Annotated in this window: 21 protein-coding genes; 3 read left to right on the plus strand and 18 right to left on the minus strand. The window is 60.0% G+C overall.

Features of this window, described 5'->3' with window-relative positions; translation table 11 throughout:
• Nucleotides 1-61: 61 nt before the first annotated feature.
• Together EL18_RS17310 and EL18_RS17315 are read right to left on the minus strand one after the other, a co-directional pair.
• Nucleotides 62-847, minus strand: a complete 786-nt coding sequence (locus EL18_RS17310) for a glutathione S-transferase family protein (protein ID WP_051913969.1) — start codon at nucleotides 845-847, stop codon at nucleotides 62-64.
• Nucleotides 848-933: 86 nt separating this feature from the next.
• Nucleotides 934-1,620 (minus strand): TetR/AcrR family transcriptional regulator, encoded by a 687-nt coding sequence (locus EL18_RS17315; protein ID WP_051913971.1) that lies wholly within the window; start codon nucleotides 1,618-1,620, stop codon nucleotides 934-936.
• 173 nt (nucleotides 1,621-1,793) lie between these two features.
• Between EL18_RS17315 and purU the strand changes: the two genes are divergently transcribed.
• Entirely contained in the window at nucleotides 1,794-2,648 is an 855-nt protein-coding gene (gene purU, locus EL18_RS09465; RefSeq protein ID WP_051913975.1) for a formyltetrahydrofolate deformylase, read from the plus strand.
• 9 nt (nucleotides 2,649-2,657) lie between these two features.
• Here purU and EL18_RS09470 read toward each other — a convergent pair whose 3' ends face one another.
• From EL18_RS09470 to EL18_RS09525, 12 genes are all read right to left on the minus strand, one after another.
• On the minus strand, nucleotides 2,658-3,665 hold the full coding sequence (locus tag EL18_RS09470; RefSeq protein WP_244444545.1) for an aldose epimerase family protein: 1,008 nt from the start codon (nucleotides 3,663-3,665) through the stop codon (nucleotides 2,658-2,660).
• Nucleotides 3,666-3,746: 81 nt separating this feature from the next.
• Complete coding sequence (locus EL18_RS09475; protein ID WP_036482232.1) at nucleotides 3,747-4,937, minus strand: Gfo/Idh/MocA family protein; 1,191 nt, start codon at nucleotides 4,935-4,937, stop codon at nucleotides 3,747-3,749.
• A 1-nt stretch (nucleotide 4,938) separates the two neighbouring features.
• Entirely contained in the window at nucleotides 4,939-6,003 is a 1,065-nt protein-coding gene (locus EL18_RS09480; protein ID WP_036482235.1) for a sugar phosphate isomerase/epimerase family protein, read from the minus strand.
• Nucleotides 6,004-6,022: 19 nt separating this feature from the next.
• Nucleotides 6,023-6,850, minus strand: coding sequence for a TolB family protein (locus EL18_RS09485; protein WP_036482238.1), 828 nt, complete (start codon nucleotides 6,848-6,850; stop codon nucleotides 6,023-6,025).
• Nucleotides 6,847-8,457 (minus strand): glycoside hydrolase family 43 protein, encoded by a 1,611-nt coding sequence (locus EL18_RS09490; RefSeq protein WP_036482241.1) that lies wholly within the window; start codon nucleotides 8,455-8,457, stop codon nucleotides 6,847-6,849. Before EL18_RS09490 ends, EL18_RS09485 begins: the two co-directional genes overlap by 4 nt.
• Complete coding sequence (mgrA, locus tag EL18_RS09495) at nucleotides 8,454-9,500, minus strand: L-glyceraldehyde 3-phosphate reductase (RefSeq protein WP_036482244.1); 1,047 nt, start codon at nucleotides 9,498-9,500, stop codon at nucleotides 8,454-8,456. The genes EL18_RS09490 and mgrA overlap by 4 nt, the downstream gene beginning before the upstream one ends.
• A complete protein-coding gene (locus tag EL18_RS09500; RefSeq protein ID WP_036482247.1) occupies nucleotides 9,497-10,648 on the minus strand; it encodes a Gfo/Idh/MocA family protein in 1,152 nt (383 codons plus the stop codon). The genes mgrA and EL18_RS09500 overlap by 4 nt, the downstream gene beginning before the upstream one ends.
• 10 nt (nucleotides 10,649-10,658) lie before the next feature.
• Nucleotides 10,659-11,408 (minus strand): sugar phosphate isomerase/epimerase family protein, encoded by a 750-nt coding sequence (locus EL18_RS09505; protein WP_036484430.1) that lies wholly within the window; start codon nucleotides 11,406-11,408, stop codon nucleotides 10,659-10,661.
• A gap of 69 nt (nucleotides 11,409-11,477) precedes the next feature.
• Nucleotides 11,478-12,566 (minus strand): ABC transporter ATP-binding protein, encoded by a 1,089-nt coding sequence (locus tag EL18_RS09510; protein WP_036482250.1) that lies wholly within the window; start codon nucleotides 12,564-12,566, stop codon nucleotides 11,478-11,480.
• Nucleotides 12,567-12,569: 3 nt separating this feature from the next.
• Nucleotides 12,570-13,511 carry a carbohydrate ABC transporter permease gene (locus tag EL18_RS09515; RefSeq protein ID WP_036482253.1) on the minus strand — a complete coding sequence of 314 codons (942 nt, stop codon included), beginning with the start codon at nucleotides 13,509-13,511 and terminating at the stop codon, nucleotides 12,570-12,572.
• Complete coding sequence (locus EL18_RS09520) at nucleotides 13,504-14,400, minus strand: carbohydrate ABC transporter permease (RefSeq protein WP_036482256.1); 897 nt, start codon at nucleotides 14,398-14,400, stop codon at nucleotides 13,504-13,506. The genes EL18_RS09515 and EL18_RS09520 overlap by 8 nt, the downstream gene beginning before the upstream one ends.
• 80 nt (nucleotides 14,401-14,480) lie before the next feature.
• Nucleotides 14,481-15,716, minus strand: a complete 1,236-nt coding sequence (locus tag EL18_RS09525) for an ABC transporter substrate-binding protein (protein WP_036482258.1) — start codon at nucleotides 15,714-15,716, stop codon at nucleotides 14,481-14,483.
• A gap of 153 nt (nucleotides 15,717-15,869) precedes the next feature.
• Between EL18_RS09525 and EL18_RS09530 the strand changes: the two genes are divergently transcribed.
• Entirely contained in the window at nucleotides 15,870-16,931 is a 1,062-nt protein-coding gene (locus EL18_RS09530) for a LacI family DNA-binding transcriptional regulator (RefSeq protein ID WP_200875512.1), read from the plus strand.
• Nucleotides 16,932-16,966: 35 nt separating this feature from the next.
• Here the strand turns inward: EL18_RS09530 and EL18_RS09535 are convergent, their stop codons facing one another.
• The 4 genes from EL18_RS09535 to EL18_RS09550 all read right to left on the minus strand — a co-directional run bounded on the left by EL18_RS09535 (nucleotide 16,967) and on the right by EL18_RS09550 (nucleotide 22,718).
• Entirely contained in the window at nucleotides 16,967-17,392 is a 426-nt protein-coding gene (locus EL18_RS09535; RefSeq protein ID WP_036482260.1) for a universal stress protein, read from the minus strand.
• Nucleotides 17,393-17,403: 11 nt separating this feature from the next.
• Nucleotides 17,404-20,079 carry a TRAP transporter permease gene (locus EL18_RS09540; protein ID WP_036482261.1) on the minus strand — a complete coding sequence of 892 codons (2,676 nt, stop codon included), beginning with the start codon at nucleotides 20,077-20,079 and terminating at the stop codon, nucleotides 17,404-17,406.
• Nucleotides 20,080-20,180: 101 nt separating this feature from the next.
• Entirely contained in the window at nucleotides 20,181-21,158 is a 978-nt protein-coding gene (locus tag EL18_RS09545; protein ID WP_036482262.1) for a TAXI family TRAP transporter solute-binding subunit, read from the minus strand.
• Between the two features lie 219 nt (nucleotides 21,159-21,377).
• Nucleotides 21,378-22,718, minus strand: coding sequence for an aspartate aminotransferase family protein (locus EL18_RS09550; protein ID WP_036482265.1), 1,341 nt, complete (start codon nucleotides 22,716-22,718; stop codon nucleotides 21,378-21,380).
• 117 nt (nucleotides 22,719-22,835) lie between these two features.
• Here EL18_RS09550 and EL18_RS09555 point away from each other — a divergent pair, with 117 nt between their 5' ends.
• Nucleotides 22,836-23,705: a beta-keto acid cleavage family enzyme gene (locus EL18_RS09555; protein WP_051914195.1), complete on the plus strand. Its 870-nt coding sequence runs from the start codon at nucleotides 22,836-22,838 to the stop codon at nucleotides 23,703-23,705.
• Nucleotides 23,706-23,751: the final 46 nt, after the last annotated feature.

Consider the following 23,751-nt stretch of genomic DNA (forward strand, 5'->3'; position numbering starts at 1 on the left):
TAACCGTACGATTTCGCTTGAAAAGCTGTCGCAACTAGAGATGCATCCTCACAAATGCGCGTCAGATATACATGCTTCCGGGTGCAGCACCGGGATTTCCCGGGGTCGGCGCGGGACCTATGAGCTCCGAGAGCCTGCTGCCGGGGTAGAATGCCGCGTGGTATGAGGGGCGCCTGCGCATCCTCTGGAACCATTCACGCGCATATTGGTGGGACGGATCGTCAAGGAGGTCGAGCCCTAGATCTTCAGCGCGATCAAGCGAGGGCGCCATGAACAGATCGGCCAGGGTCACGCGACCACCCATGATCCACTCACGGCCATCGGACAAAGCAAGATCAAGCTGCTGCACCGCGCAGCGCAATTCAGCCAGGGCGAATTCGATTTCCTCCGCGCGGATGGAGCGCCCACGCATCCGCGCCATGAAGGCACCGCGCGATGGCTGCAATTCTCCACGCAGAACCGTCGACGCCCGTGCAGCCTCTGCAGGTGCATTGAAGACGCGCTGCGCAGAGGGATATTGCACAGCAGGCATGACCAGATTTTCAACGAAGCGCAGCCAGCTGCGCATCCTGGCGCGTTCATCCGGACGCCATGGAACCAATGGCGGCTCCGGGAAAACCTCGTCCAGATATTCGGCAATGGAGGATGAACCTGCGATCCGGTTTGACCCGTGGACCAGGGTCGGCACCATGCTTGTTACCGGGGCCGAATAATCGAGGCTGGTGGGAAGATCATCGGACCCGGACGAAATCTGGATGTCCTGATAGTGAAGCCCCTTTTCCTCCAGAACGAGACGCACTTTCTGACTGCAGGTAGAGTGGGCACTGTTGTAAAGAACGAGTTCCATGTCTCTGCTCCGGGCATACCTGTTCCAAGTGTTGCCGCTCTTCCTCTCGCCACGCGGAACAAAGCTTGCTGGAAGCTGTTTCGCGCCTAGGTTTTCCTCGTGCCGGCAGCCTCTCGAAACCCTCCCAGAAGGAAGGCCTTCAGCTGCTGCATCAGCTTGTCCATGTTGTCGGGCGACACCTGCTCGCGCGTGACATACTGAATCCGCCCGACGCCACCAGCATCAGACACACCCAGAAGCACCGCCCCGATCATGAAGAAGTAGCGCCACGCCAGATCGGCTTCATCGAGATTCGGCACCACCTGTTTCAGCGTCCGGATGATGCGCTCGGCAAACGGGTTGAAATGCTTGGACAGAAGCTGGTTGGTGACCTCGTTGGGGGTCGTGCGGCTGTTCAGGATCAGCTTCAGCAGCAAATGACCGTATTCGCGCGTGCCGGGGCTGGCATAGGGCTCGATGAAGATATCAATCACCTCTTCGAGCGTGATCGCTTTCCCGCCCGCCTGCATGCGAGCTTCCGCCTCATCGAGAAGCATGTGGCGGCGGCTGTTGATCCTCTCCGCCATTCGGTCGAGTACGGCGAAAACCAGTTGTTCCTTCGAGCCGTAATAGTAGTTCACCGCAGCGATATTCACATCCGCTGCAGTGGTGATCTGGCGCAGCGACGCCTGCTCTATGCCGTGCTCGGCAAAAGTACGCTCTGCCGCGTCAAGAATACGGTCGCGCGGTGAAGGCTGGCTGGTGCCCGAGGGGCTGTCGCTATCAAAACCCATGATTGAAACAGTTGTTTGAATTTCCCGTTCTGTCAAGAGACGAGATGTAATGCCTTGTATTATTTTTGTATATTCATGGCTGAGTACCGGATCGAGAAGAGCCGGTTTGCGCAAATCACATTCATCTGCAAAAAGCGCGTGGGTTTCCACCATCTGCAGAAGCTGAAGCGCTCATGAAGTATTTCGATATCACCCTGTCCTGCGAAGATCGCCCCGGTATCGTTGCTGCTGTTACAGCACGACTGGCGGGTCTTGGGGCGAATATCGCGGAATCAAACCAGTTCTGGGATCGCCAGACCAATCGGTTCTTCATGCGCATCTCATTCACAGCGCCTGCTGAGGCTGCCGCTTCCGGAATCGAGGAAGAACTGGCCCCGGTCGTCTCCGAGTTCAATATGGAAACGGCGCTGATCGATCGCAGCCGCAAGCCGAAGATCGTGGCAATGGTTTCCCGCTTCGACCACGCGCTCTTGCACCTGCTCTACCAGATCCGGGTCGGTTGGCTTGATGCGGAGGTCGTCGCTATCGTTTCAAACCATGAAGATTCCCGTCGCACTGCAGAGATAGAGGGCATTCCCTATCACTACTGGCCGGTCACGAAGGCAAACAAGGCGGAGCAGGAAGCCAAGCTTCTCGATCTGGTCGAAGAGACTGGTGCCGACCTCGTCGTGCTCGCCCGCTACATGCAGGTGCTATCCGATAATCTCTCAAACAGGCTGTTCGGGCGCGTCATCAACATCCACCACTCCTTCCTGCCAAGCTTCAAGGGCGCGCGTCCCTATCAGCAGGCATTCGAGCGAGGCGTGAAGGTTATTGGCGCAACCGCGCATTACGTGACTGCCGATCTCGACGAAGGCCCGATCATCGAGCAGGAGACGGAACGGGTAACCCATGCGATGAGCGTGGAAGACCTCGTTCACACCGGCCGCGACATCGAATCACGCGTACTGGCCCGTGCGGTGAAACTGCATCTGGAAAGCCGCGTCATGCTCAATGGACGCAAGACGGTGGTCTTCGCCAAGGGCTGAGCGGATTCCTCACGCGATCTCGATCTCGCACCAGTGGCGATAAGGCGCATCGGGCGTCACGATCGTGTTCGGAAAATGCGGATTGTTCACTGCATCGGGGAATTTCTGATCCTCGAGGCAAAGCCCGGCGTGACGTCCGTAGCGCACGCCATTCAGGCCCGGCACCGGCACGTCGAGTTTTGACCCGTTATAGAGTTGCAGACCCGGCTGATCCGTGAAGAGTTTCAGGGTGAGACTGTCGTCGGGTGCGACGAGAATGACGGCGGGATCCTCTGCCGTGCGGCCGGTATCAAGCACGAGATTGTGGTCGAACTCCTGCGCGATTCCGGCTGCATCGCGCATCACGCGTGGATTGCGGAAGTCGAATTTCCTGTTTGAGACAGGCGTGATTTCGCCGGTCGGAATCAAGGTCTCGTCAACCGGCGTATAGGCATTGGCGCGCAGGAAGAGGCGATGGTCGAGAACATCGCCCCCTCCCATCAGGTTGAAATAGTTGTGCTGCACGAGATTGACGGGGGTCGCCTCGCTCGCCATCGCCTCGAACTCGATGCGCAGGCGGTTCCCGTCGAGCCGATATTCGACAACGATATCAAGGCTTCCGGGATAGCCCATCTCGCCATCCGCGCTCGTATAGGTCAGGCGAACACCGTTTTCGGCCAGCGGCTCCATGAGCCAGATCTGCTTGCCGATACCGGCACTTCCGCCATGCAGATGATTATCGCCCTGGTTCTGATCGAGCTGGTATTCGCGTCCATTGAGCGTGAACCGGCCACCGGCGACGCGGTTGGCGACACGCCCGGCGATGGCACCGAAATAGCGGCTATGGGCGGGATAGTGTTCGAATTCCTCGAAGCCCAGCACGACGGAGCGCATTCCACCTGCAACGGGCACCTGCCAGTCGCGAATGAGCGCGCCGTAGCTCAGCACTGAAATGCGCGTGCCGCTTTCGCTCTCGATGACGGCCTGAAGCACGTCCTTGCCTTCATGTTCCGCGAAGCGTGAAATTTCGACTGCCACTGCCATCCCCTCCAAATCCGGAAAGGAGATGTGCGGCAGAGCGGCGGCGGCGTCAAGCGCCGCCGCCCGTCATGCCAGACCTTAAAGACTGTCCAGTCGTGTCCAGGCGGCGTCGGCCTGCGAAGACTTCACGCATGCCTCGACGAAGCGCAGCCCGTCCACGCCATCGGAAACATCCGGCAGATGCAAACGTTCGGGCCTGCTGCCGCCACCACGCATTGCGCGAATAGCGCCTGCGGCTTCCGTATAGAGCGTGGCGAAGGCTTCGAGATAGCCTTCTGGATGGCCCGGCGGGATGCGGGTCACGCTTGCTGCCGCCTCTCCCGTTCCCGGTCCGCCGCGCGTGAGGATACGCGTTGGCTCACCGAATGGCGTGTAATGGAGATAGTTCGGGTTCTCCTGCTCCCATTCGAGCCCGCCCTTCGTGCCATAGATGCGCAGCTTCAGCCCGTTTTCGTTGCCGGGGGCGACCTGACTGACCCAGATCATACCCTTGGCGCGACGGCCATTCCTTTCGCCGTAACGCAGCATGACATGGGCGTTGTCGTCGAGCTTTCGGCCGTCCACGAAATGATCGAGGTCGGCGGCCACGCTCTCGGCTTTCAGTCCGGAGACAAAAGAGCCGAGCTGATAGGCATGGGTGCCGATATCGCCAATGGCGCCGCCTGCGCCCGACTGCTTGGGGTCGGTGCGCCAGGAAGCCTGCTTCTGTCCTTCCGCCTCTATCGGCTCGGTCAGCCAGTCCTGCGGATATTCCGCCTGTATCAGCGTGATCTCGCCGAGCACACCATCCACCACCATCTGGCGGGCCTGCCGGATCATCGGATAGCCGGAATAGTTGTGCGTGAGCACGAACAGGCACCCGCTCTTTTCCGCGATCTCGGCCAGCGTATTGGCGTCGTCCAGATTGGAAGTCATCGGCTTGTCGCAGATGACATGGATGCCCGCTTCAAGAAAGGCCTTGGCTGCGGGAAAATGCATATGGTTCGGCGTGACGATGGAGACGGCCTCGATACCATCTTCCCGCGCGCTTTCGGCCTTGGCCATTTCCTCGAAACTGCCATAGGAGCGGTCGGGCGAAAGGCCGAGTTCCGCCGCGGAAGCCTTGGCCCTCTCCCGATTGGATGAGAGCGCGCCGGCGACGAGTTGGTAATGACCGTCCAGCCGCGAGGCCATGCGGTGCACGCCGCCGATGAAGGCACCCTGCCCGCCGCCGACCATTCCAAGCCGGATGGGCGTGGTCATGTCGTCCTGTTTGCCTGCAGAGACCATGTCAGCCCTCCCCGATGCCAAGCATGGCACGCAGCTTCGCGCGGTCGGTGGAACCACCGGCGAAATCGTCGAATGCTTTTTCGGTCACGCGGATGATGTGATTTTCGATGAAGGGCGCGCCTTCTGCCGCACCGTCTTCGGGGTGCTTCAGGCAACACTCCCATTCGAGCACGGCCCAGCCGTCATAGTCATACTGCGCGAGCTTGGAGAAGATGCCGGTGAAATCGACCTGACCGTCGCCAAGAGAGCGGAAGCGGCCGGCCCGGTTCATCCAGCCCTGATAGCCGGAATAGACACCCTGTCGCCCATCCGGATTGAACTCCGCATCCTTCACATGGAAGGCCTTGATGCGCTCGTGATAGATGTCGATGAAGGCCAGATAATCGAGCTGCTGCAGCAGGAAATGCGAGGGGTCGTAATTGATCGTGCAGCGCTTGTGACCATCGAGCTTTTCGAGAAACATCTCGAATGTCGCGCCGTCAAACACGTCTTCACCCGGATGCAACTCATAGGCGACATCAACGCCTTCACTCTCGTAAGCGTCGAGAATGGGCTTCCAGCGTTTTGCAAGTTCGGTGAAGGCTTCGTCGATCAGGCCTTCGGGGCGCTGTGGCCATGGGTAGAGATAGGGGAAAGCAAGCGCGCCGGTGAAAGATACCGATACGTCCAGCCCCATATTTCGTGAAGCCTTGGCGGCGTGCAGCATCTGCTGAACCGCCCATTCCTGCCGGGCCTTCGGATTGTTGTGCACCTTCTCCGGTGCAAAACCATCAAATGGCACATCATAGGCCGGGTGAACGGCAACAAGCTGGCCAAGCAGATGTGTCGAAAGCTCGGTCACTTCCACACCGGCTTCAGCGCAGATGCCCTTCACCTCGTCGCAATAATCCTTGGAACTGGCCGCCTTTTCCAGATCAAACAACCGCCCGTCCCAGGCCGGGATCTGGATGCCGCCATAGCCGTGGCCTGCGGCCCATTTGGCAATGGATGGCAATGTGTTGAACGGCGCTTCATCGCCCGCAAACTGGGCCAGGAAGATGCCTGCCCCCTTCATGGTGCTAGCCATGATCTCCTCCTTGTTTTAATCATGTCCGCGCGTAGCGGACATAGGCGATACTTCCCGAATCCGGTGACCAGCACGGCACATTGATCGTGCCCTGCCCGCCAAAAAGAGAGATGAGTGTGCGCGGCGCGCCTCCTTCAGCCGGCATCAACCGCAGCTCGACCTCACGGTCGGCGGGATGGCCTTCTGTGCCTTCCTCGTAGGCAAGGTAAAGGACCTGTTTCCCGTCCGGAGAGGGATGGGGGAACCAGTTCACGCGCTCATCATCGGTCATTTTCTGCAGGTCCGAGCCATCGGGGCGCACGCGCCAAAGCTGCATGCCGCCCTCGCGGTCGGAGTTGAACCATATCCATTGGCCGTCGGGTGTATAATCCGGCCCATCATAGTGCCCGCCGCCTCCGACAACCTGTATTTCGTTCCCGCCATCGACCGCACATGTGCAGATCATGAATGTGCCGTCACGGACCGCCGTGTAGGCATGGCGACTGCCATCCGGCGACCAGCCATGCCACCAGGATGGCACTTCTTCGGTTACCCGCTGCGGCGTTCCGCCATCGATTGGCAGGGTGTAGATGCAGGACTTTCCAGTCTCCGTCTTGTCGGAGATGACAAGAAGCAATCCGTCGGGCGAAATGCCGTGATCATTGTTGCAGCCCGTGGCAAAGCCGGTGTCGATACGCACCGGCTGCGCATCCTCGGACAGATCGAGCCGGTAGATCAGGCCTGAGCCATTGAACACCAGAAAGCTGCCATCAGGCGACCAGTTGGGCGCTTCCACGTGATCGGGAGTCTGCCAGACCGTGCGGCTTGTCTGCGTCCCGAAGTCGTAGATTTCGAGGAAACTCTTCATGCCCCCTCTCCGGGTGCATAGGAGAATTTAGTGAAATCGGCGGGGATGGCGCTGCCGCTCGTATCAAAGGCGGCCATGCCGATGAAGGCACCGGTGAAGGAGGCATGCTCGCCCCGCCCGCCTTCGTCGGAGATAACGCTGGCATCCAGGACAGGGCCGATTGCCTGCCAATCCTCATCGCCGTTGCGGAAGTAAAACTGCAGCTCGGCCTCATTGACCTCGGCGGCCAGTTCAACCGGGCCATCCGGCAGCTTCACCGGCTTTGCCAGCGGAAATGACAGGCGCCCGTCCGGCCATTCGCCGGGGCAGCTCAGGATCGTCAGAACGCGGCCCTGATCTGCATTCCAGGTGACGCCAAGAAAGTGGAATTTGTGGCGGTTATAGTAGTGCGTGATGCCAGCCATCTGCTGGTAATTGGCTGGCGCGAATTCCAGCCGCGTTTCAGCGCGGAAGGTGAAATGCTCCTGCCTGCGCGCCACCAGCGCCTGCTCGAACCAGCTGCCAATGGATTCGCGTGCATGGAGGCGAAGCGCGCTGCCGGTCAGCGTGAAGATGCGGTCGGGTTCGGGTGTACGCAGCCACTGGAAATCGCGCGGAAGCGTGGTGTCGGTGAAGTCGTATCGAATGGGCTCGGGCCGTTGAGGCTCCGCCGCACCTTCCGGTGCAGGCACTTCGACCGAGGGCACGACACCGCCCTGTTCCAGATAAAGCCAGCCATCATCTTTCCAGACGCATTTCTGGATCGCCGTCTCCCGCCCCAGAGGCGAGCGGCGGGTGCCCGGCAGCGGGCGCGAGCACAGATGCGTGTGATAGACCTCGCCCGAAGGCGTCTCGACCATCTGGCCGTGGCCGGCACGCTGCAATGGTGCTTCGGGATCATCCTTCGCGGTGATCAGATGCGCATCGGGATGAAGCTCATATGGCCCATCGATCTGGCGCGAGCGCGCCATGGTAACCGCATGGTCGTAACCGGTGCCGCCCTCCGCAACGGTCAGATAATACCAGCCATCGCGCTTGAAGAGATGCGGGCCTTCGGTCAGACCGTGCGGACTGCCGGCGAAGATATTCTTCACCTCGCCCACCAGCTTGCCGGCTTTCGCATCATATTCTTGCAGCAGGATACCACCGAAGGCCGGATGCTTGGGATTGCCGCCAACGGATTCCGTCAGGTGGTTCCAGACCAGGTTGAGGAACCATTTGCGCCCGTCTTCATCATGAAAAAGCGAGGGGTCAAAGCCGGAAGAATTCACATAGACCGGATCGGACCAGGGGCCTTCTATTGTTGGCGACGTGACGATGTAATTGTGCGCGTCCTTGAAGTTGCCGTCGATGCGTTTCACATCGGTGTAGACCAGCCAGAACAGCCCGTCGGCGTAAGACAGGCACGGCGCCCAGATACCACCGGAATCGGGATTGCCGCGCATGTCGAGCTGGGACTTGCGCGCCAGCGGGCGTTTGGCGAGCCGCCAGTTCACCAGATCCTTCGAGTGGTGGATCTGGACACCCGGATACCACTCGAAGGTTGATGTCGCGATATAGTAGTCGTCCCCCACCCTGCAGATGGACGGATCAGGATTGAAGCCGGGCAGGATGGGGTTGACGATCATTTGCGTTTTGGACCCTTTCGTTCGGCCGACGCGGCCCACAGATTGATGTCGGCATCGCGGGCGAAGGTGTCGATCTCGGCCAGCTCAGCATCGGTGAAATCGAGATTGCCGAGTGCACCGACGCAGTCTTCCACCTGTGAGGGCTTGGATGCACCGATAAGCGCCGTGGTTACGCGGCCACCGCGCAGTGCCCAGGCCAGCGCCATCTGCGCCAGCGTCTGACCGCGCTTCTTTGCGATCTCGTTCAGGCCGCGGATATTGTTGATGTTGCGCTCGTTCAGGAACTCGTTGCGAAGCGACTTGCCCTGTGCCGCACGGCTCTCCTCCGGGATGCCGTTCAGATATTTGTCGGTCAGCATGCCCTGCGCCAGCGGCGAGAAGACGATGGAGCCGATGCCAAGATCGTCCAGCGCATCCAGAAGCCCGTCATCCTCGACCCAGCGATTGATCATGGAATAGCTCGGCTGATGGATCAGGCACGGCGTGCCAAGCTCCTTCAGAATGGCGGCTGCCTCGCGGGTGCGCTGTGCGTTGTAGGACGAGATGCCGACATAGAGCGCGCGGCCGGAACGCACGATATGGTCGAGCGCCATCATCGTCTCTTCAAGCGGCGTTTCGGGGTCGAAGCGGTGGGAGTAGAAGATGTCGACATAGTCGAGGCCCATGCGCTTCAGGCTCTGGTCGCAGCTCGCGATCAGATATTTGCGGCTGCCCCACTCGCCGTAAGGTCCAGGCCACATGTCGTAGCCGGCCTTTGACGAGATGATGAGCTGGTCGCGATAACCTGCAAAATCGGTCCGCAGGATCTCGCCGAAAGCCACCTCCGCGGAACCGGGAGGCGGGCCGTAATTGTTGGCCAGATCGAAATGGGTGATGCCCAGGTCGAATGCCTTGCGGCAGATGGCGCGCTTGTTAGCGTGGGTCGCGTCTTCTCCGAAATTGTGCCACAGGCCAAGCGAAATCGCCGGCAGCTTGAGGCCCGAACGGCCACAGCGGCGATAGACCATGTTGTCGTAGCGGTTTTCGGCGGGTTGCCAGGTCATGCGAGTTCCTTTTCTGCGAGCAGGTTCCCTGCCGCATCCACGCCGAGCGCCGCTGGGCGTTCGCATGTGGTCTGCAGCGTGACGAAGCTGCCCGTTTCACCTGATTTGAGGATGGACGTCATCACGTCGATGGCGTGAAGCGACATTTCCAGTGAACAGCGATGTGGCCGGCCCTCCAGTATGGCTTGCGCCATGTCGGCCAAACCGGCTGCGCGATAATTGGCCAGCGGACGGCCTTCTTCAAGCCCCTGATTGGGCACAGCGAAGGGGTGCGGCCAATCTGGCAGTTCATCCAGAAGATTTCCTTCCTCGGTCACCGCGAGATCGCCACCGAAGAAATTCGGGTCGGGCACATGCAAGGAGCCCTTCTCGCCATAGAGCTCCATGTTGGAATGCTTGTGGTGCCAGACATCCCAGCTTGCGCCGAGCGTGATGATCGCACCACTCTCGAATTCCAACACCGCATGAATGGTCGTCGGCGTCTCGACAGGAATTTTCTCGCCCTTGCGCGGCTCGGAAAGAATGGTGCGCTCCTTCGCCGGGATCGAAGACAGCGCACCTACCCGCCTCACCGGCCCGATGAGCTGGATAAGGTTGGTGACGTAATAGGGTCCGACATCAAGCACGGGACCGGCTCCGGGCAGGAAGAAGAAGTCCGGATTTGGATGCCAGTGCTCCATGCCGTGGCTCATCACATGGCAGGTGCCGCTGACGATCTTGCCGATCTGGCCGCTGTCGACGATGTGGCGGGCCAGCTGATGCGCGCCACCAAGGAAGGTGTCGGGTGCCGAACCAACGCGAACGCCCTTCTCCTCGGCAGCCTTTGCAAGCGCCTGCCCCTCCTCCACCGAAAGCACGAAGGGCTTTTCGGAGTAGACATGCTTGCCCGCCTCGATGGCGCGCCGCGAGATTTCGTAATGTGCGGAGGGGATGGTGAGATTGACGATGATATCGATATCATCGGATGCCAAAAGCCCGTCCACCGTCTCCTGACGCAGCTTGAACTCCTCTGCGCGCGCCTTGGCCGCTTCCGGGTTCACGTCTGCGCAGGCGCGAACCTCGATGCCGCGGAAAAGCGGCGAGAGTTTCATATAGGCCGCCGAAATATTGCCGCATCCGATGATGCCGACGCCGAGTGTCTTCGTCATGATGGGCTCCTCAATATTGCTTGGCGTTTTCGATCGAGCGGCGCGCAAAGCGCTCGTGATCATTCGGCTTGTCATGCTCCATGACGAAGAAGCGGGTGTTGGTGCGCGTGCGCACGGCATCCATGATGGCTTTCCAGTCCATGGTGCCGGTGCCGACATCGGCCCAGCCGTCTTCATCCTCGCACTCACCTTCAGGCGCTATATCCTTCACGTGAATGGCGATGATGCGATCACCGTGCTTCTCGATCCACTCGAGCGGATCGCCACCGCCGCGCACGATCCAGGCAATATCGGCTTCCCAGGGCAGATCCGGCCCGCCGCGGAACATCTCTTCCTGTGGGATGGAGCCATCGGGCAGCGCGCGAAACTCGAAATCGTGATTGTGCCAGCCAAAGGAGAGACCGCCTTCCTTCAACCTCTCGCCAGCCTTTTGCAGCCGCTCACCGAAGCGGGCGTAGCCTGCGGCATCTTGCGGGCGCTGATCGGGCGTCAGGAACGGGCAAAAGACGGCTTTCATGCCGACGGTGTTGGCGATATCCAGCACCTTTTCCGGCTCCCCCTCGATCATGTCGAGGCCGAAATGGCCGGTGGTCATTTTCAGACCCGTCGCGTCAAGCGCGGCCTTGAGAGCCGGGAGATCGGAATAGACGCCGCCATAGCCTTCAACCTGGCCATAGCCCAGCGATTTCAACAGCTTCAGCGTGTCTGCAAGCGGCGGAAACTCACGGGAAGAGTAAAGCTGGTAGGAAAAATCGATCATCATTCAACTCCGCACAGAGGCGGCCGAAAAGGGCACGCCAGTTGGTTCAATTGGATTGTCCGGAAGGCGCTAGAGCCGCGCCTCCGTGTTTGCGTCAAAGATCGAGGCGCGTGCAGGATCGAAACCGATCGGCACCACCTCGCCTTTCAAAAGCGAGGTCTGGCCGTCCACCCGGAAGCGCAATTCGTGGCCGTGAAGCCGTGACCAGACGAGCGTATCCGCGCCCATGGGCTCGATCACCTCAACGGTCGTCTCTGCCTGGTAGGGAAGTCCTTCGGCAGCACGTCCCATGAAGACATGTTCGGGGCGAATACCGAAGCTTGCCTTGCCGCCCTCGGGGCCATTTCCGGCAAATTCGTAGCGTTCCAGCGGCACTTCGAAGCCACCGGCCTTGAAATAGGGTACGCCGTTGGGATGCACTTCCCCCTCGACGAAATTGATGCTGGGCGAGCCGATGAAGCCCGCGACATATTTGTTGACCGGCTTGTTGTAGATGGTCGCCGGATCGGCCAGCTGCTGGATGGCACCGCCGCGCATGATGGCGATGCGATCGGCCAGCGTCATGGCTTCGATCTGGTCGTGGGTGACATAGATCATGGTCGTGTTCTCAAGCTGCTGATGGAGCCGCTTGATTTCCACGCGCAGTTCCGCACGCAACTTGGCATCAAGGTTCGACAGCGGTTCGTCGAAAAGGAAGACATCCACATCGCGCACCAGCGCCCGCCCGATGGCCACGCGCTGGCGCTGGCCGCCGGAAAGCTGGGCGGGCTTGCGCTTCAACAGCGGCTCGATATGCAGGATTTCGGCTGCGCGTGCGATGCGCTTGGCAATCTCGTCCTTGGGCAGACCCGCATTCTTCAGGCCGAAGGCGAGGTTTCCCTCCACCGTCATCTGCGGATAGAGCGCATAGGACTGGAACACCATGCCTATGCCGCGATCCTTGGGCTGCTCCCAGGTGACATTGCGGCCATTGATGAAGATCTGCCCGTCGGTGATGTCGAGCAGTCCGGCGATGCAGTTGAGCAAGGTGGACTTGCCGCAGCCGGACGATCCCAGAAGCACCAGAAACTCGCCCTTGCCGATCTCCAGATCGAGGTTCTGAAGAACGCTGACCTCGCCGAAGGAGAGAGACAGATCATTGATGAGTACGCTGGACATGCCCTACCCTTTCACCGCGCCTGCGGCGATGCCGCGGACGAAGAGTTTTCCGGATGCGAAATAGACGATCAGCGGCACGAGCCCCGTGATGATGGTGGCCGCCATATTGACGTTGTATTCCTTCACGCCCTGGACCGAATTGACGATATTGTTGAGCTGAACCGTCATCGGATAGAGGTCGGGCTTGGTGTAGACGACACCGAAAAGGAAGTCGTTCCAGATGCCGGTGATCTGGATGATCATGGCGACCACGAAGATCGGCAGGCTCATGGGCAGCATGATCTTGAAATAGATGCCCCAGAAACCGGCACCATCGACGCGGGCGGCCTTGAAAAGCTCCTCCGGCACGGAGGTGAAATAGTTGCGGAAGAGCAGCGTCAGGATCGGCATGCCGAAGACCGAATGCACGAGAACAAGGCCGGTAAGGCTGCCGTAAAGGCCCATTTCACGCAGGATGATGACCAGCGGATAGAGCATCACCTGATAGGGGATGAAGGCGCCGACGATCAGGATCGTGAAGAACAGGTTCGCGCCCTTGAAGCGCCAATTGGCGAGTGCGTAGCCGTTGATCGACGCAATGGCTATGGAAAGGAACACCGAGGGAACGGTGATGCGCACCGAGTTCCAGAAGCCGCGGGACAAACCTTCGCAGTTCAGCCCCGTGCAGGCTGTTGCCCAGGCCTTCACCCAAGGTTCGAAGGTGATCTCCATGGGCGGGGCAAAGATGTTGCCCATACGGATTTCCGGCATGCCCTTAAGCGACGTCACCATCATCACGTAAAGCGGCAGCAGGTAGTAGAGCGAGACGACCGCCAGCGTGCCATAGATCATGATGTTGCGACCGGAGAGCGCGCGCTTCGGGCGTGCCCCGCGGGGACCGGCCAGGTCGTGCGCGGCAGCATCAGCGCCGGCGGCCGCGATGTTCAATGCGCCGGTATTAGACATGACGCTTCCTCCCGCCGAATTCGAGATAGGCCCAGGGCACGATCACGATGATCACGGCCAGAAGCATCATGGTGGAGCCGGCAAAGCCCTGCCCGAGATTCTGCGACAGGAACATCGCGTCATAGACATATTTCGCGGGAACTTCTGACGAGATGCCGGGTCCGCCTGAGGTTTGCGCCACCACCAGGTCGTAGACCCGCACGATGCCCGAAGCGATGATGACAAGCGTGGTGATGAAGACAGGCCTCATCATCGGGATGACGATGAACAGATAGGTCTTCCACATCGGGATCCCGTCGATGCGAGCGGCTTTCCAGATGTCCTCGTCGATACCGCGAAGGCCAGCCAGCATCAGGCACATGATGAGACCCGTGGACTGCCAGAGGCCAGCGATGAGGATGCCGTAAATCACGATGTCGGGGTTATAGAGCGGATCGAATGAAAAGCTTTCAAAGCCCAGCGAACGCACTACGGCCTGGATGCCGAATTGCGGGTTGAGGATCCACTGCCACACCAGTCCCGTCACGATGAAGGACAGCGCGAAGGGATAGAGCAGGATCGTGCGGAACGTGTTTTCGAAGCGGATTTTCTGGTCGAGAAGGGCTGCCAGAACGAAGCCGATGATAAGCGAGAGAACCAGCGAGCAAATGCCGTAGATGAACAGGTTCTCGATGGAGATCAGCCATTTGTTGCTCGACCAGAGCCGCTCATACTGATCCAGACCGACAAATTTCTCGCGCGGCAGCAGGCGCGAATTGGTGAAGGAATAGACGACAGTCCAGGCTGTTCCGCCCACAAAGACGACTAGAGCAGTCAGGATCATCGGTATTGCCGCGATCTTGGCGTTCAGGTTCCTGAACAAAGTCGGCGGCCTGCGCGTCGCAGCCATGCCCGCACCTCAATGCTTGGAATTCTTGAAGACAGGAGAAGCTGGCCGGCGCGCAAGTCACGCCGGCCAAGTTCAGACGATCAGTCGGCGTTGGCGATCAGATCGGCGAAACGCTTCTGTGCATCTTCAGCGCTCATGTCCGGCGAATTGAAGAACTCGACGAACAGGTCGTTGACCTGGGTGAGCGAGTCCGCGGACATGAGCTGGTCGGGCGCCTGGATGATGTTGCCCTTGGCAAGGATGTCGAGGCCCTTGCGCATGCAGTCATTGGCAGCTTCAAGATCGACATCGCCACGCACCGGCAGCGAACCCTTCTTGAGGTTGAAGGCGACCTGGGTGTCGGGTGACATCATGACCGATGCCAGCTCAAGCTGGGCTGCAGCAACCTCTTCATCATCCACCACGGGGAAATAGAAGGCATCGCCACCGGTCTGGATGACCTCGTTCACGCCGAGGCCCGGCAGGCAGGTATAGTCCTCACCGGCTGTCTGGCCGGCCACCTGGAACTCACCCTGCGCCCAGTCGCCCATGATCTGGCCGCCGGCCTCGCCATTGATGACCATGCTGGTTGCCTGGTTCCACTCCTGGATATTCGACTTGGCCGACATTTCACGCGCCTTTGCGGCGGCCTCGAAGACCTTGGCGAGTTCTTCGCCGCCGGCGAATTCGGCGTCCTTGTCGCCAAAGATGCGGGTATAGGCATCCGGCCCGGCCAGCGCCGTCAGGAGAACCTGAAAGGCGAGCGTGGTCTGCCAGGGCTGCTGGCCCATGGCGAGCGGGATCTTGCCTGCTTCCTCAAGTGCCGGCGCGGCTGCAACGAATTCTTCCCAATTGGTCGGCACATCAACACCGGCATCCGCGAACGCCTTGTGCGAGAGCCAGAGCCACTGCTGGGAGTGGATGTTCACCGGTACGCAGTAGATCTTTCCATCAAGCGTACAGCTGTCGAGCAGGCTCGACGGCTTGACGACATCCTTCCAACCTTCCTTTTCCGCGATCTCGGTGAGGTCGCGCATCAGGCCAGCCTCAACCAGCTCCTCGGCCTGGCGGCCGTGGTTGAACTGCGTGGCACCCATGGGATCGCCGCCGGTGATGCGGCTGATCATGATCGGGCGAGCCGTACCACCGGAACCGGCGATGGCACCATCCACCCATTTGTGATCAGTCTTTTCCTCGAACGCCTTGGCGAACTCGGCCACGGCAGCAGCTTCACCGCCGGACGTCCACCAATGGGTGACCTCCACATCGGCGGCATTGACGGCGGTTGCGGCTGCAAGCATCGTGGATGCAGCCAGAAGCGACTTTACAGATTTCATTCCATCCTCCCAGAAGGGTGTGAAAACCCGAAAACACCGGCCTCCTACCGATGTAATCGATTGAAACGCCCGTTTACGCGTCTTGCAATCGATTACATGGCAGCTTGATTTGTCGTCAGGAAAGTGTCAAGCACTTTTCAGAAACAGGCGCGAATGCCGGTGTGGCCGCGCTGCAGACCAGGCAAAATCTTGGACAGAAAAACCGTAACCATTCAGGATGTTGCGCTTGCCGCGGGTGTATCCACAGCCACTGTCAGTCGCGCGATAAGCAGCCCCGAGAAAGTGTCTGACGCAACGCGCAACACGGTTTTGGAAGCCATCCGGTCCACCGGCTATCAGGTAAACGTGACTGCCAGCAATCTGCGCCGGCAGCGTACCGGTGCCATCATGGTGCTGGTTCCCGACCTTGGAAATCCGTTCTTCTCGCGCATACTTGCAGGCATCGAGAACGCCACGGCCGCGCGCGGCTATTCCGTGCTCTTCGTCGACACGAAGCAGCCCGGGATGGAGCCAGAGCGCATCGTGATGCATCTGAATGGCACGCGGGCGGACGGTTTCATCTCGCTCGACGGGGCGCTTGCAGGTGACTTTCTGTCGCGCCACCGCCCGGGCGGCGGACAACCACCCCTTGTCTTTGCCTGCGAGTGGGCCGATGGATCCGACCTGCCTCATGTCGCGATCAACAACCAGTCAGGCGCTTGTCTGGCCGTGCAGCATCTGGTTGCGCTGGGCCACCGCAGAATCGGGCATGTCGCTGGGCCGGATGGAAATGTGCTTACCACCACGCGGCTTGAAGGCACACGCAAGAGCCTGAATGCGCTTGAGCTGCCCATTCGCGATGACTGGTTCTTCCAGGGCGACTTCTCGCTCCAGTCAGGCGCTGAAGCCGCGGAGAAATGGCTGAAGCTCAAGGAACGGCCAAGTGCCGTTTTCTGCGCCAGCGACCAGATGGCATTCGGCTTCATCTCGCAGCTCAGCCTGCACGGTCTGAGCGTGCCGCAGGATGTATCCGTCGTCGGCTTCGACGACATCGACATTGCCCGTTACTACATCCCGCCGCTCACGACCATTCATCAGCCACGCCACAAGCTTGGCACGAAGGCTGCCGAATTGCTGCTTTCACAGATCGAGAAGCAAAGTCCGGCGGTTGGGGACGAAATTCTCGAGGTTGAACTCATCGTCAGAAAAAGCACGGCCGCGCCAGCAGGAAACTGACGCGGCCGGATGATCCGTAATAGAGCGCTTATCCCCTATCGGACGACCAAAACCGATATCTGTGCGTGGCGCACGACGCGGGCGGCATTGGGGCCCAGAAGATAATCTTCCGGCCCCGGCCTCTTGGCCGACAGCACGATCAGGTCGGCCTTGATCTTCTCGCTGTATTTCAGGATCTCGCGATAGATCGAGCCGTGGCCGACGATGTGGCGATGCTTCACCTCGGCCGGCACGTGCTTCTTCGTGAACTCGTGAAGAGCCGCATTCGTGGAGTCGATCGCCTTCTGCTCATGCTCCTTGGGAAAGAAGCCGCCCACGATCGACATGCCGTAATCGGGCACCACCGTCATGATGTGCAGGCGACTTCCGAAACTGCGCGCATATTCGACCGCGGTCTCCAATGCGCGCATTTCGGTTTCGGCATTTCCAAGATCTAGCGATACCAGGATGTCCTTGTACATCAGGGCTCTCCTCAAGCAGTGGCCGGACGGGGATTGCCGGCAAGGGTGCCCCCACGACGGCGTTGCAGGAAGACCACCAGGCCAAGCAGCAGAAGTGCCGGGATGTAGAAAACTTCACGCGGCATGCGCTCCGCGCTCACTTCCACGGCAGTAATCTGCACGGGCTCATCCATGTAGAAGTCCATGTTCGACAGGGTCTTGCCTGCAAGACTGTTCATGTCCATGGGCTCATCCAGAATGACAATACCGTTCTCGATGCGCACCGGCAGACCAATCGCCTGTTCGAAGCGGGCCTGCCCGTCTGTACCTGCCTCACCAAGGCCAAATGCCATGGTGCGATCTATCATCTGGTCGGGATTTTCGAAACTTGGCCCCTGGATGACGAGCCGGATCTCGCCATTGTCCGGCTCGGCTTCGACCGCCTCGAAGATCTGCTGCGGCTCGACCTGATTGTACGGGTCCTGCACCAGGTCGAGGAAGAAGCCCGGACGCAGAAGCATGAAGGTGACGAGCAGCAGAGCTGCCGATTCCCACAGACGGTTCTTCACCATGAAGAAGCCCTGGGTTGCGGCTGCGAATATGAGCATGGCCACGGTTGCCAGGCAGAATATCCAGATTGCGCCCAGCCAGCTCACATCGATCAACAACAGGTCCGTGTTGAAGACGAAGATGAAGGGCAGCAGCACCGTGCGCAACGAGTAGAAGAAGGCGGTAAAGCCCGTCTTCAGCGGATCACCGCCCGACACGGCGGCTGCCGCAAAGGAGGCGAGCCCCACCGGTGGCGTCACGTCGGCCATGATGCCGAAATAGAAGACGAACATGTGAGCCGCGATGAGCGGGATCAGCACACCGTTGGCTGCACCGAGTTGCACGATGACCGGCGCCATGAGCGAGGAGACCACGATGTAGTTTGCCGTGGTCGGCAGGCCCATGCCCAGTACCAGCGAGATAAGTGCGGTGAAGACCAGGATCAGGAAGATGTTGCCGCCGGAGAGGAACTCCACGAACTCGGCCATGACCTGCCCGATGCCCGTCAGCGTGACGGTGCCGACAATGATGCCGGCAGCAGCCGTTGCACAGGCGATGCCGATCATGTTGCGCGCACCGGTGATGAGACCTGCGACAAGGTCCTCGAAGCCTTCGCGGAAGGCAGCGACCTGTTGCGATGACTGCAGGCCGCGGAAAAGCGCCTTGAGCGGCTTCTGGGTCAGGATGATGACGATCAGGAGCAGGACTGCGTAGAAGGCGGAAAGCCCGGGCGAAGAACGCTCGATCATGAGGAACCAGACCAGCACGACGAGCGGCAGCAGGTAGTGCAGGCCGGTACGCAGCACTTCCGTGGCGATGGGCAGTTCCACCACTGGTGCGTTGGGATCATCCAGTTCGAGATCGGGCGTTTGCGCCGCGTACCACACCAGCGCCACGTAGATACCGAGCAGCGCGAGAATGAGGACCGGCGCTGAGATGCCCGGCATTACGTAACGCACGGCGGCAATCGCGTAGTAGATTGCGCCGGCGAGGATGACGATGGAGGCGATGGTGATGCCCGCACGCAGCAGTGCAACGGTTGCCGGATGCGTCTGGCGCTTCTCCAGCATCGGCATGTCGTTTTTCACGGCTTCCAGATGCACGAGATAAAGCAGGGCAATATATGAGATCACTGCAGGCAGGAAGGCATGCTTGATGACCTGCAGGTAGGAAATACCCACATATTCAACCATCAGGAATGCGGCTGCACCCATGACCGGCGGCATGATCTGGCCGTTCACCGAACTTGCCACCTCGACCGAACCCGCACGCTCCGGCTTGAAGCCGACGCGTTTCATGAGCGGGATGGTGAAGGTGCCAGTGGTCACCACATTGGCGATGGAGGAACCGGAGATCAGGCCGGTCATCATCGAGGCCAGAACCGCGGCCTTGGCGGGTCCACCGCGCAGGTGACCGAGCAGAGCGAAAGCCAGCTTGATGAAGAAATTGCCAGCCCCTGCCCGATCGAGCATCGAGCCGAACAGGACGAACAGGAAAACGAAGGCCGACGATACACCCAGCGCGACACCAAAGACACCATTGGGCGACAGCCACATCTGGTCCATGGCGCGGCTGAAGGAAGCGCCGCCCCAGCGGATGATATCGGGCACAATGGGTGACGAGCCGAAGAAGACGTATAGCAGGAAAATCACTGCAACGATGACGAGCGGCGGGCCAAGCGCGCGGCGGGTGGCCTCAAGCAGGAGAAGCATCCCCATCCCTGCCACGATCAGGTCCTGCGTGATGGGCAGGCCGGGCCGCTGGGCCAGGTCACGGTAGAAGACGAAAATGTAGAGCGCGGAACAGGCCGCCAGAATCGCCAGCACCCAATCCTGTACGGGGATGCGGTCACGCGGGCTGGACGAGAGCGCGGGGAAAGCCATGTAGGCCAGGAACAGGCCGAATGCGAGGTGAATTGCGCGCGTCTGCGCGTCGTTCAGGACAAGAGACAGACCCGTCAGGCTCGACAGCATGAAAGGCAGTGGAGAGGCGATATAGAGCTGAAAAAGCGACCAGCAAAGTGCGACGCCAGCAATGACATATCCTGCAGATCCCACCGGGCTGCGTGCGCCCGTATCGCTGGAGGCGACAAGATCCTGCAGATCGTCATTGGAGAGTGGTCCGCCGGTGCCTTCCGTGTTTTTCTGATTGTCGGCCATCTGATGTCCCCGTCAGAACTGTATCTGGTGTTTGCTCCGCCTCACCCCCTGAGGCCAGAGCGAAAAAGGGCGCCCCGAAAGGGCGCCCCAAGGTCAGGCTATCAGAGCCAGCCCTTTTCCTTGTAGTACTTCTCGGCACCCGGATGCACCGGAGCGGAGTTACCCTGGCCGACCATCTGCTCAGGCGTCAGATTTGCCAGTGCGGGATGCAGGCTCTTGAAGGAGTCGAAGTTCTCGAAAACGGACTGCACGAAGGTGTAGACAACGTCTTCCGGAACATCTGCAGAGGTGACGAGGGTCGCACCCACACCAAAGGTGTTCACGTCTTCATCCGTACCCTTGTACATGCCGCCCGGAATGGTGGCCTTGAAATAGTAAGGGTTGTTCTCGACGAGCTTGTCGACGTCTGCACCTTCAACCGAGACGATAACGCTGTCGCAGGTCGTGGTTGCTTCCTCGATGGCACCTGCCGGATGGCCAACCGTATAGGCGAATGCGTCGATATTGTTGTCGCAAAGCGCGGAAGCCTGCTCGGCGGGAGCAAGTTCAGCCGCCAGCGAGAAATCGCCATTCGTCCAGCCCTTCTCGGCGATGAGAAGGTCCATGAGTGCACGCTGGCCGGAGCCCGGATTGCCGATATTGACGCGCTTGCCCTTCAGATCGTCGAAGGCAGAGACATCAGCGTCAGCGCGTGCAACAACGGTCAGCGGCTCAGCGTGAAGCGAGAAGACCGAACGGAGGTTTTCGTGCGCGCCACCGTCGGCAAAAGCAGCTTCACCATTATAGGCGTTGTACTGCACGTCGGACTGCACGACACCAAACTCAAGGTCGCCGCCCTTGATGGCATTGACGTTGAAGACCGATCCACCCGTGGATTCGACCGAGCAGCGGATGCCGTGCTCGCGGCGGGTCTGGTTCATGAGGCGGCAGATTGCACCACCGACCGGGTAGTAGACGCCGGTCACACCACCGGTGCCAACTGACACGAAGCGCTGGTCCTGTGCCGAGGCCACGCCTGCAGAGAGCGTGCCGAACAGTGCCGCGGCGACGCCGAGACCAAGAAACCGGTTAGCTTTCATGTTTATCTCCCTATCTGACTTGCACGTCGAAGTTGGGGTTGTCCTTGAACGGACAGATTGCCGACCCTGTCAGAAACCCGCGTGCAGGGATATCTGGCCGGCGGCGGCACCCTGAAAGAAGAAAGGTGTCCCGCGGAGCGACTTTAGTCAACGCTGATCCCTTCCACGTCTCAATTTGCCGCGCTTTCTGATACGGAATAAGGTCGGCTCAAAACCGAACTAACCCGTTGAGGAAGCTGCACTTACAGCAGCCGAGAGGGCACCGTCCAGTCGACTGACGATCTCATCGGCGATTTCCCTGTTGATGATGAATGGCGGTGCCAGAAGGATATGGTCGCCACGCCTGCCGTCGATCGTTCCGCCGCCCGGATAAACCATCAGGCCGCGCGCCATCGCCTCGCGTTTGACGGCAGCATGAAGCTTGAGGGCGGGTGCGAACGGTTCCTTGGTCTCGCGATCCGAAACCAGCTCGATGCCGATGAACAGCCCACGTCCGCGAATATCGCCGATCACTGGATTCTGGCCGAAGCGCTCATGGAGCTTCTGGCGCAGATATTCACCCATATCGCGCACATTCTGCAGGAGATTATCGCGCTCCATGACCTTCTGCACGGCCAGCGCGGCTGCGCATGCCGTCGGATGACCGATATAGGTATGGCCATGCTGGAAGAAGCCCGAACCATGTGCGAAGGCGTCATGGATCTTCTGTGAGAGAAGCGCAGCGCCTATCGGCTGATAGCCGCCACCGAGCCCTTTCGCGATGGTCACGATGTCCGGCGCCACATCATCCTCTTCGCAAGCGAAAAGCGTTCCTGTGCGCCCCATTCCGCACATGACTTCGTCCAGGATCAGAAGAACTCCGTACTGATCGCAAATCTCGCGGACGCGCTTCAGATATCCTTTTACTGCCGGAACCGCACCGGCCGTTGCACCCACCACCGGTTCTGCCAGGAAAGCCATGACACTGTCTGCGCCCAGCTCGAGGATCTTTGTCTCCAGCTCATTGGCCGCGCGCAGACCGTATTCTTCCTCGCCTTCGCCCGGCTTCTGGTAGCGATAGGCATAGCAGGGGCCGATGTGGTGCGTTTCGACAAGAAGCGGCGCAAACTGCGCGCGGCGCCACTCATTGCCGCCTGCTGCCAGTGCACCAAGCGTGTTGCCGTGGTAGCTCTGACGCCGTGCAATGATCTTGCTGCGCTGCGGCTCGCCCTTCTCCACGAAATATTGCCGCGCCATCTTCAAGGCCGCCTCATTGGCTTCGGACCCGCCGGAGACGAAATAGGCATGGCTGATGCCGGAGGGTGCCTTCTCAACCAGCAGGGCCGCAAGTTCCTCCGCCGGTTCATTGGTGAAGAATCCGGTATGGGCATAGGCCATCTTCGCGGCCTGGCTGCTGATGGCTGCGATGATGTCGGGATGGCCGTGCCCCAGGCACGAAACCGCCGCGCCGCCGCAGGCATCGATGTAACGCCGTCCGTCCTGGTCGATGATCTCCACGCCCTGGCCGCCTACAGCAATGGGCAGTTTTCCACCAATCTGGCGATGAAGTATGCGCGTCATGAGCGACTCCCCAAGGCTCGGCAGAGCCCCTGATTTTCTCCCGCGTTCGACGCATTGCGCCAGCGGGCAAGCGCGAATAGACGAGTGTATCAGATGATGCAACGTGGCAACCGCCCGATGACTGATGCAGAAGGGGACAAGTCTTTGCGCCTGAACGAGAAGAAGCAGGCAGCCATCGCCGTTGCACCCAATGGCGGACGGCTGGCCAAGACCCGACACCCGGGCGTTCCGATCACACCGGAGGAACTCGCAGCCTGTGCATCGGCATGTCTGGATGCAGGTGCCGCCATGTTCCACATCCATGTGCGCGACCGGGACCAAAGGCACCTGCTTGATGCGGACGCCTATCGCGAAGCCCTCCGCGCAATTCGAGCTTCCGTCGGCGACAGATTGGTCCTTCAGATCACCACCGAGGCGCTGGGCATTTACGAGCCTGAGTTTCAAGCCGAGATCGTGCGGCAGGTTCGGCCTGAAGCAGCGTCTCTCGCGCTGCGTGAATTCGTGCCGGATGCCGGCCACGAGAAGAGCTTTGCAGATCTGCTCGCATTCATGGCGCGGGAGAAAATCACGCCCCAGATCATTCTCTACAGCCCAGAGGAGGCTGTTCACCTGCAAGCCCTGATTCAACGCGGCGTCGTGCCGTTCAATGACCTGCCGGTTCTATACGTGCTCGGTCGCTATACGCAGGGGCAACGCTCGGCGCCAATTGACCTTCTGCCATTTCTTGGCGAACGGCAGCCAGACTTTTCGAACTTCATGGTTTGCGCCTTCGGACCGCAGGAAGCAGCTTGCGTTACATCGGCGGCCTTGCTGGGCGGGCACGTGCGCGTCGGCTTCGAAAACAACACGCTGTTGCCGGATGGCAGCGTCGCCGAGAGCAATGCACAGACAACGATGGTGGTAGCCGACACGCTTGAAAGCCTCGCCATCGCAACCTGCTCCGCAGACGCGCTTCGCAGTGATTGGCAAAAACTGCTGCAGCCTTGATGAGCGTGCGGGTACCGGAACAGGGCACGCGACCTCTGTCGAGGCC

This window comes from Nitratireductor basaltis, from assembly GCF_000733725.1.
Classification (GTDB): Bacteria; Pseudomonadota; Alphaproteobacteria; order Rhizobiales; family Rhizobiaceae; genus Chelativorans; species Chelativorans basaltis.

Coding starts and splice junctions, on each gene's coding strand:
- EL18_RS09490 (WP_036482241.1), bottom strand. CDS start 8,457: ATGATCGTCAACCCCATCCTGCCCGGCTTCAATCCTGATCCGTCCATC.
- EL18_RS09515 (WP_036482253.1), bottom strand. CDS start 13,511: ATGTCTAATACCGGCGCATTGAACATCGCGGCCGCCGGCGCTGATGCT.
- EL18_RS17315 (WP_051913971.1), bottom strand. CDS start 1,620: ATGGGTTTTGATAGCGACAGCCCCTCGGGCACCAGCCAGCCTTCACCG.
- EL18_RS09500 (WP_036482247.1), bottom strand. CDS start 10,648: ATGACGAAGACACTCGGCGTCGGCATCATCGGATGCGGCAATATTTCG.
- purU (WP_051913975.1), top strand. CDS start 1,794: ATGAAGTATTTCGATATCACCCTGTCCTGCGAAGATCGCCCCGGTATC.
- EL18_RS09475 (WP_036482232.1), bottom strand. CDS start 4,937: ATGGTCTCTGCAGGCAAACAGGACGACATGACCACGCCCATCCGGCTT.
- EL18_RS09510 (WP_036482250.1), bottom strand. CDS start 12,566: ATGTCCAGCGTACTCATCAATGATCTGTCTCTCTCCTTCGGCGAGGTC.
- EL18_RS09540 (WP_036482261.1), bottom strand. CDS start 20,079: ATGGCCGACAATCAGAAAAACACGGAAGGCACCGGCGGACCACTCTCC.
- EL18_RS09520 (WP_036482256.1), bottom strand. CDS start 14,400: ATGGCTGCGACGCGCAGGCCGCCGACTTTGTTCAGGAACCTGAACGCC.
- EL18_RS09485 (WP_036482238.1), bottom strand. CDS start 6,850: ATGAAGAGTTTCCTCGAAATCTACGACTTCGGGACGCAGACAAGCCGC.
- EL18_RS09505 (WP_036484430.1), bottom strand. CDS start 11,408: ATGATCGATTTTTCCTACCAGCTTTACTCTTCCCGTGAGTTTCCGCCG.
- EL18_RS09545 (WP_036482262.1), bottom strand. CDS start 21,158: ATGAAAGCTAACCGGTTTCTTGGTCTCGGCGTCGCCGCGGCACTGTTC.
- mgrA (WP_036482244.1), bottom strand. CDS start 9,500: ATGACCTGGCAACCCGCCGAAAACCGCTACGACAACATGGTCTATCGC.
- EL18_RS09535 (WP_036482260.1), bottom strand. CDS start 17,392: ATGTACAAGGACATCCTGGTATCGCTAGATCTTGGAAATGCCGAAACC.
- EL18_RS09555 (WP_051914195.1), top strand. CDS start 22,836: ATGACTGATGCAGAAGGGGACAAGTCTTTGCGCCTGAACGAGAAGAAG.
- EL18_RS17310 (WP_051913969.1), bottom strand. CDS start 847: ATGGAACTCGTTCTTTACAACAGTGCCCACTCTACCTGCAGTCAGAAA.
- EL18_RS09530 (WP_200875512.1), top strand. CDS start 15,870: ATGCCGGTGTGGCCGCGCTGCAGACCAGGCAAAATCTTGGACAGAAAA.
- EL18_RS09480 (WP_036482235.1), bottom strand. CDS start 6,003: ATGGCTAGCACCATGAAGGGGGCAGGCATCTTCCTGGCCCAGTTTGCG.
- EL18_RS09525 (WP_036482258.1), bottom strand. CDS start 15,716: ATGAAATCTGTAAAGTCGCTTCTGGCTGCATCCACGATGCTTGCAGCC.
- EL18_RS09550 (WP_036482265.1), bottom strand. CDS start 22,718: ATGACGCGCATACTTCATCGCCAGATTGGTGGAAAACTGCCCATTGCT.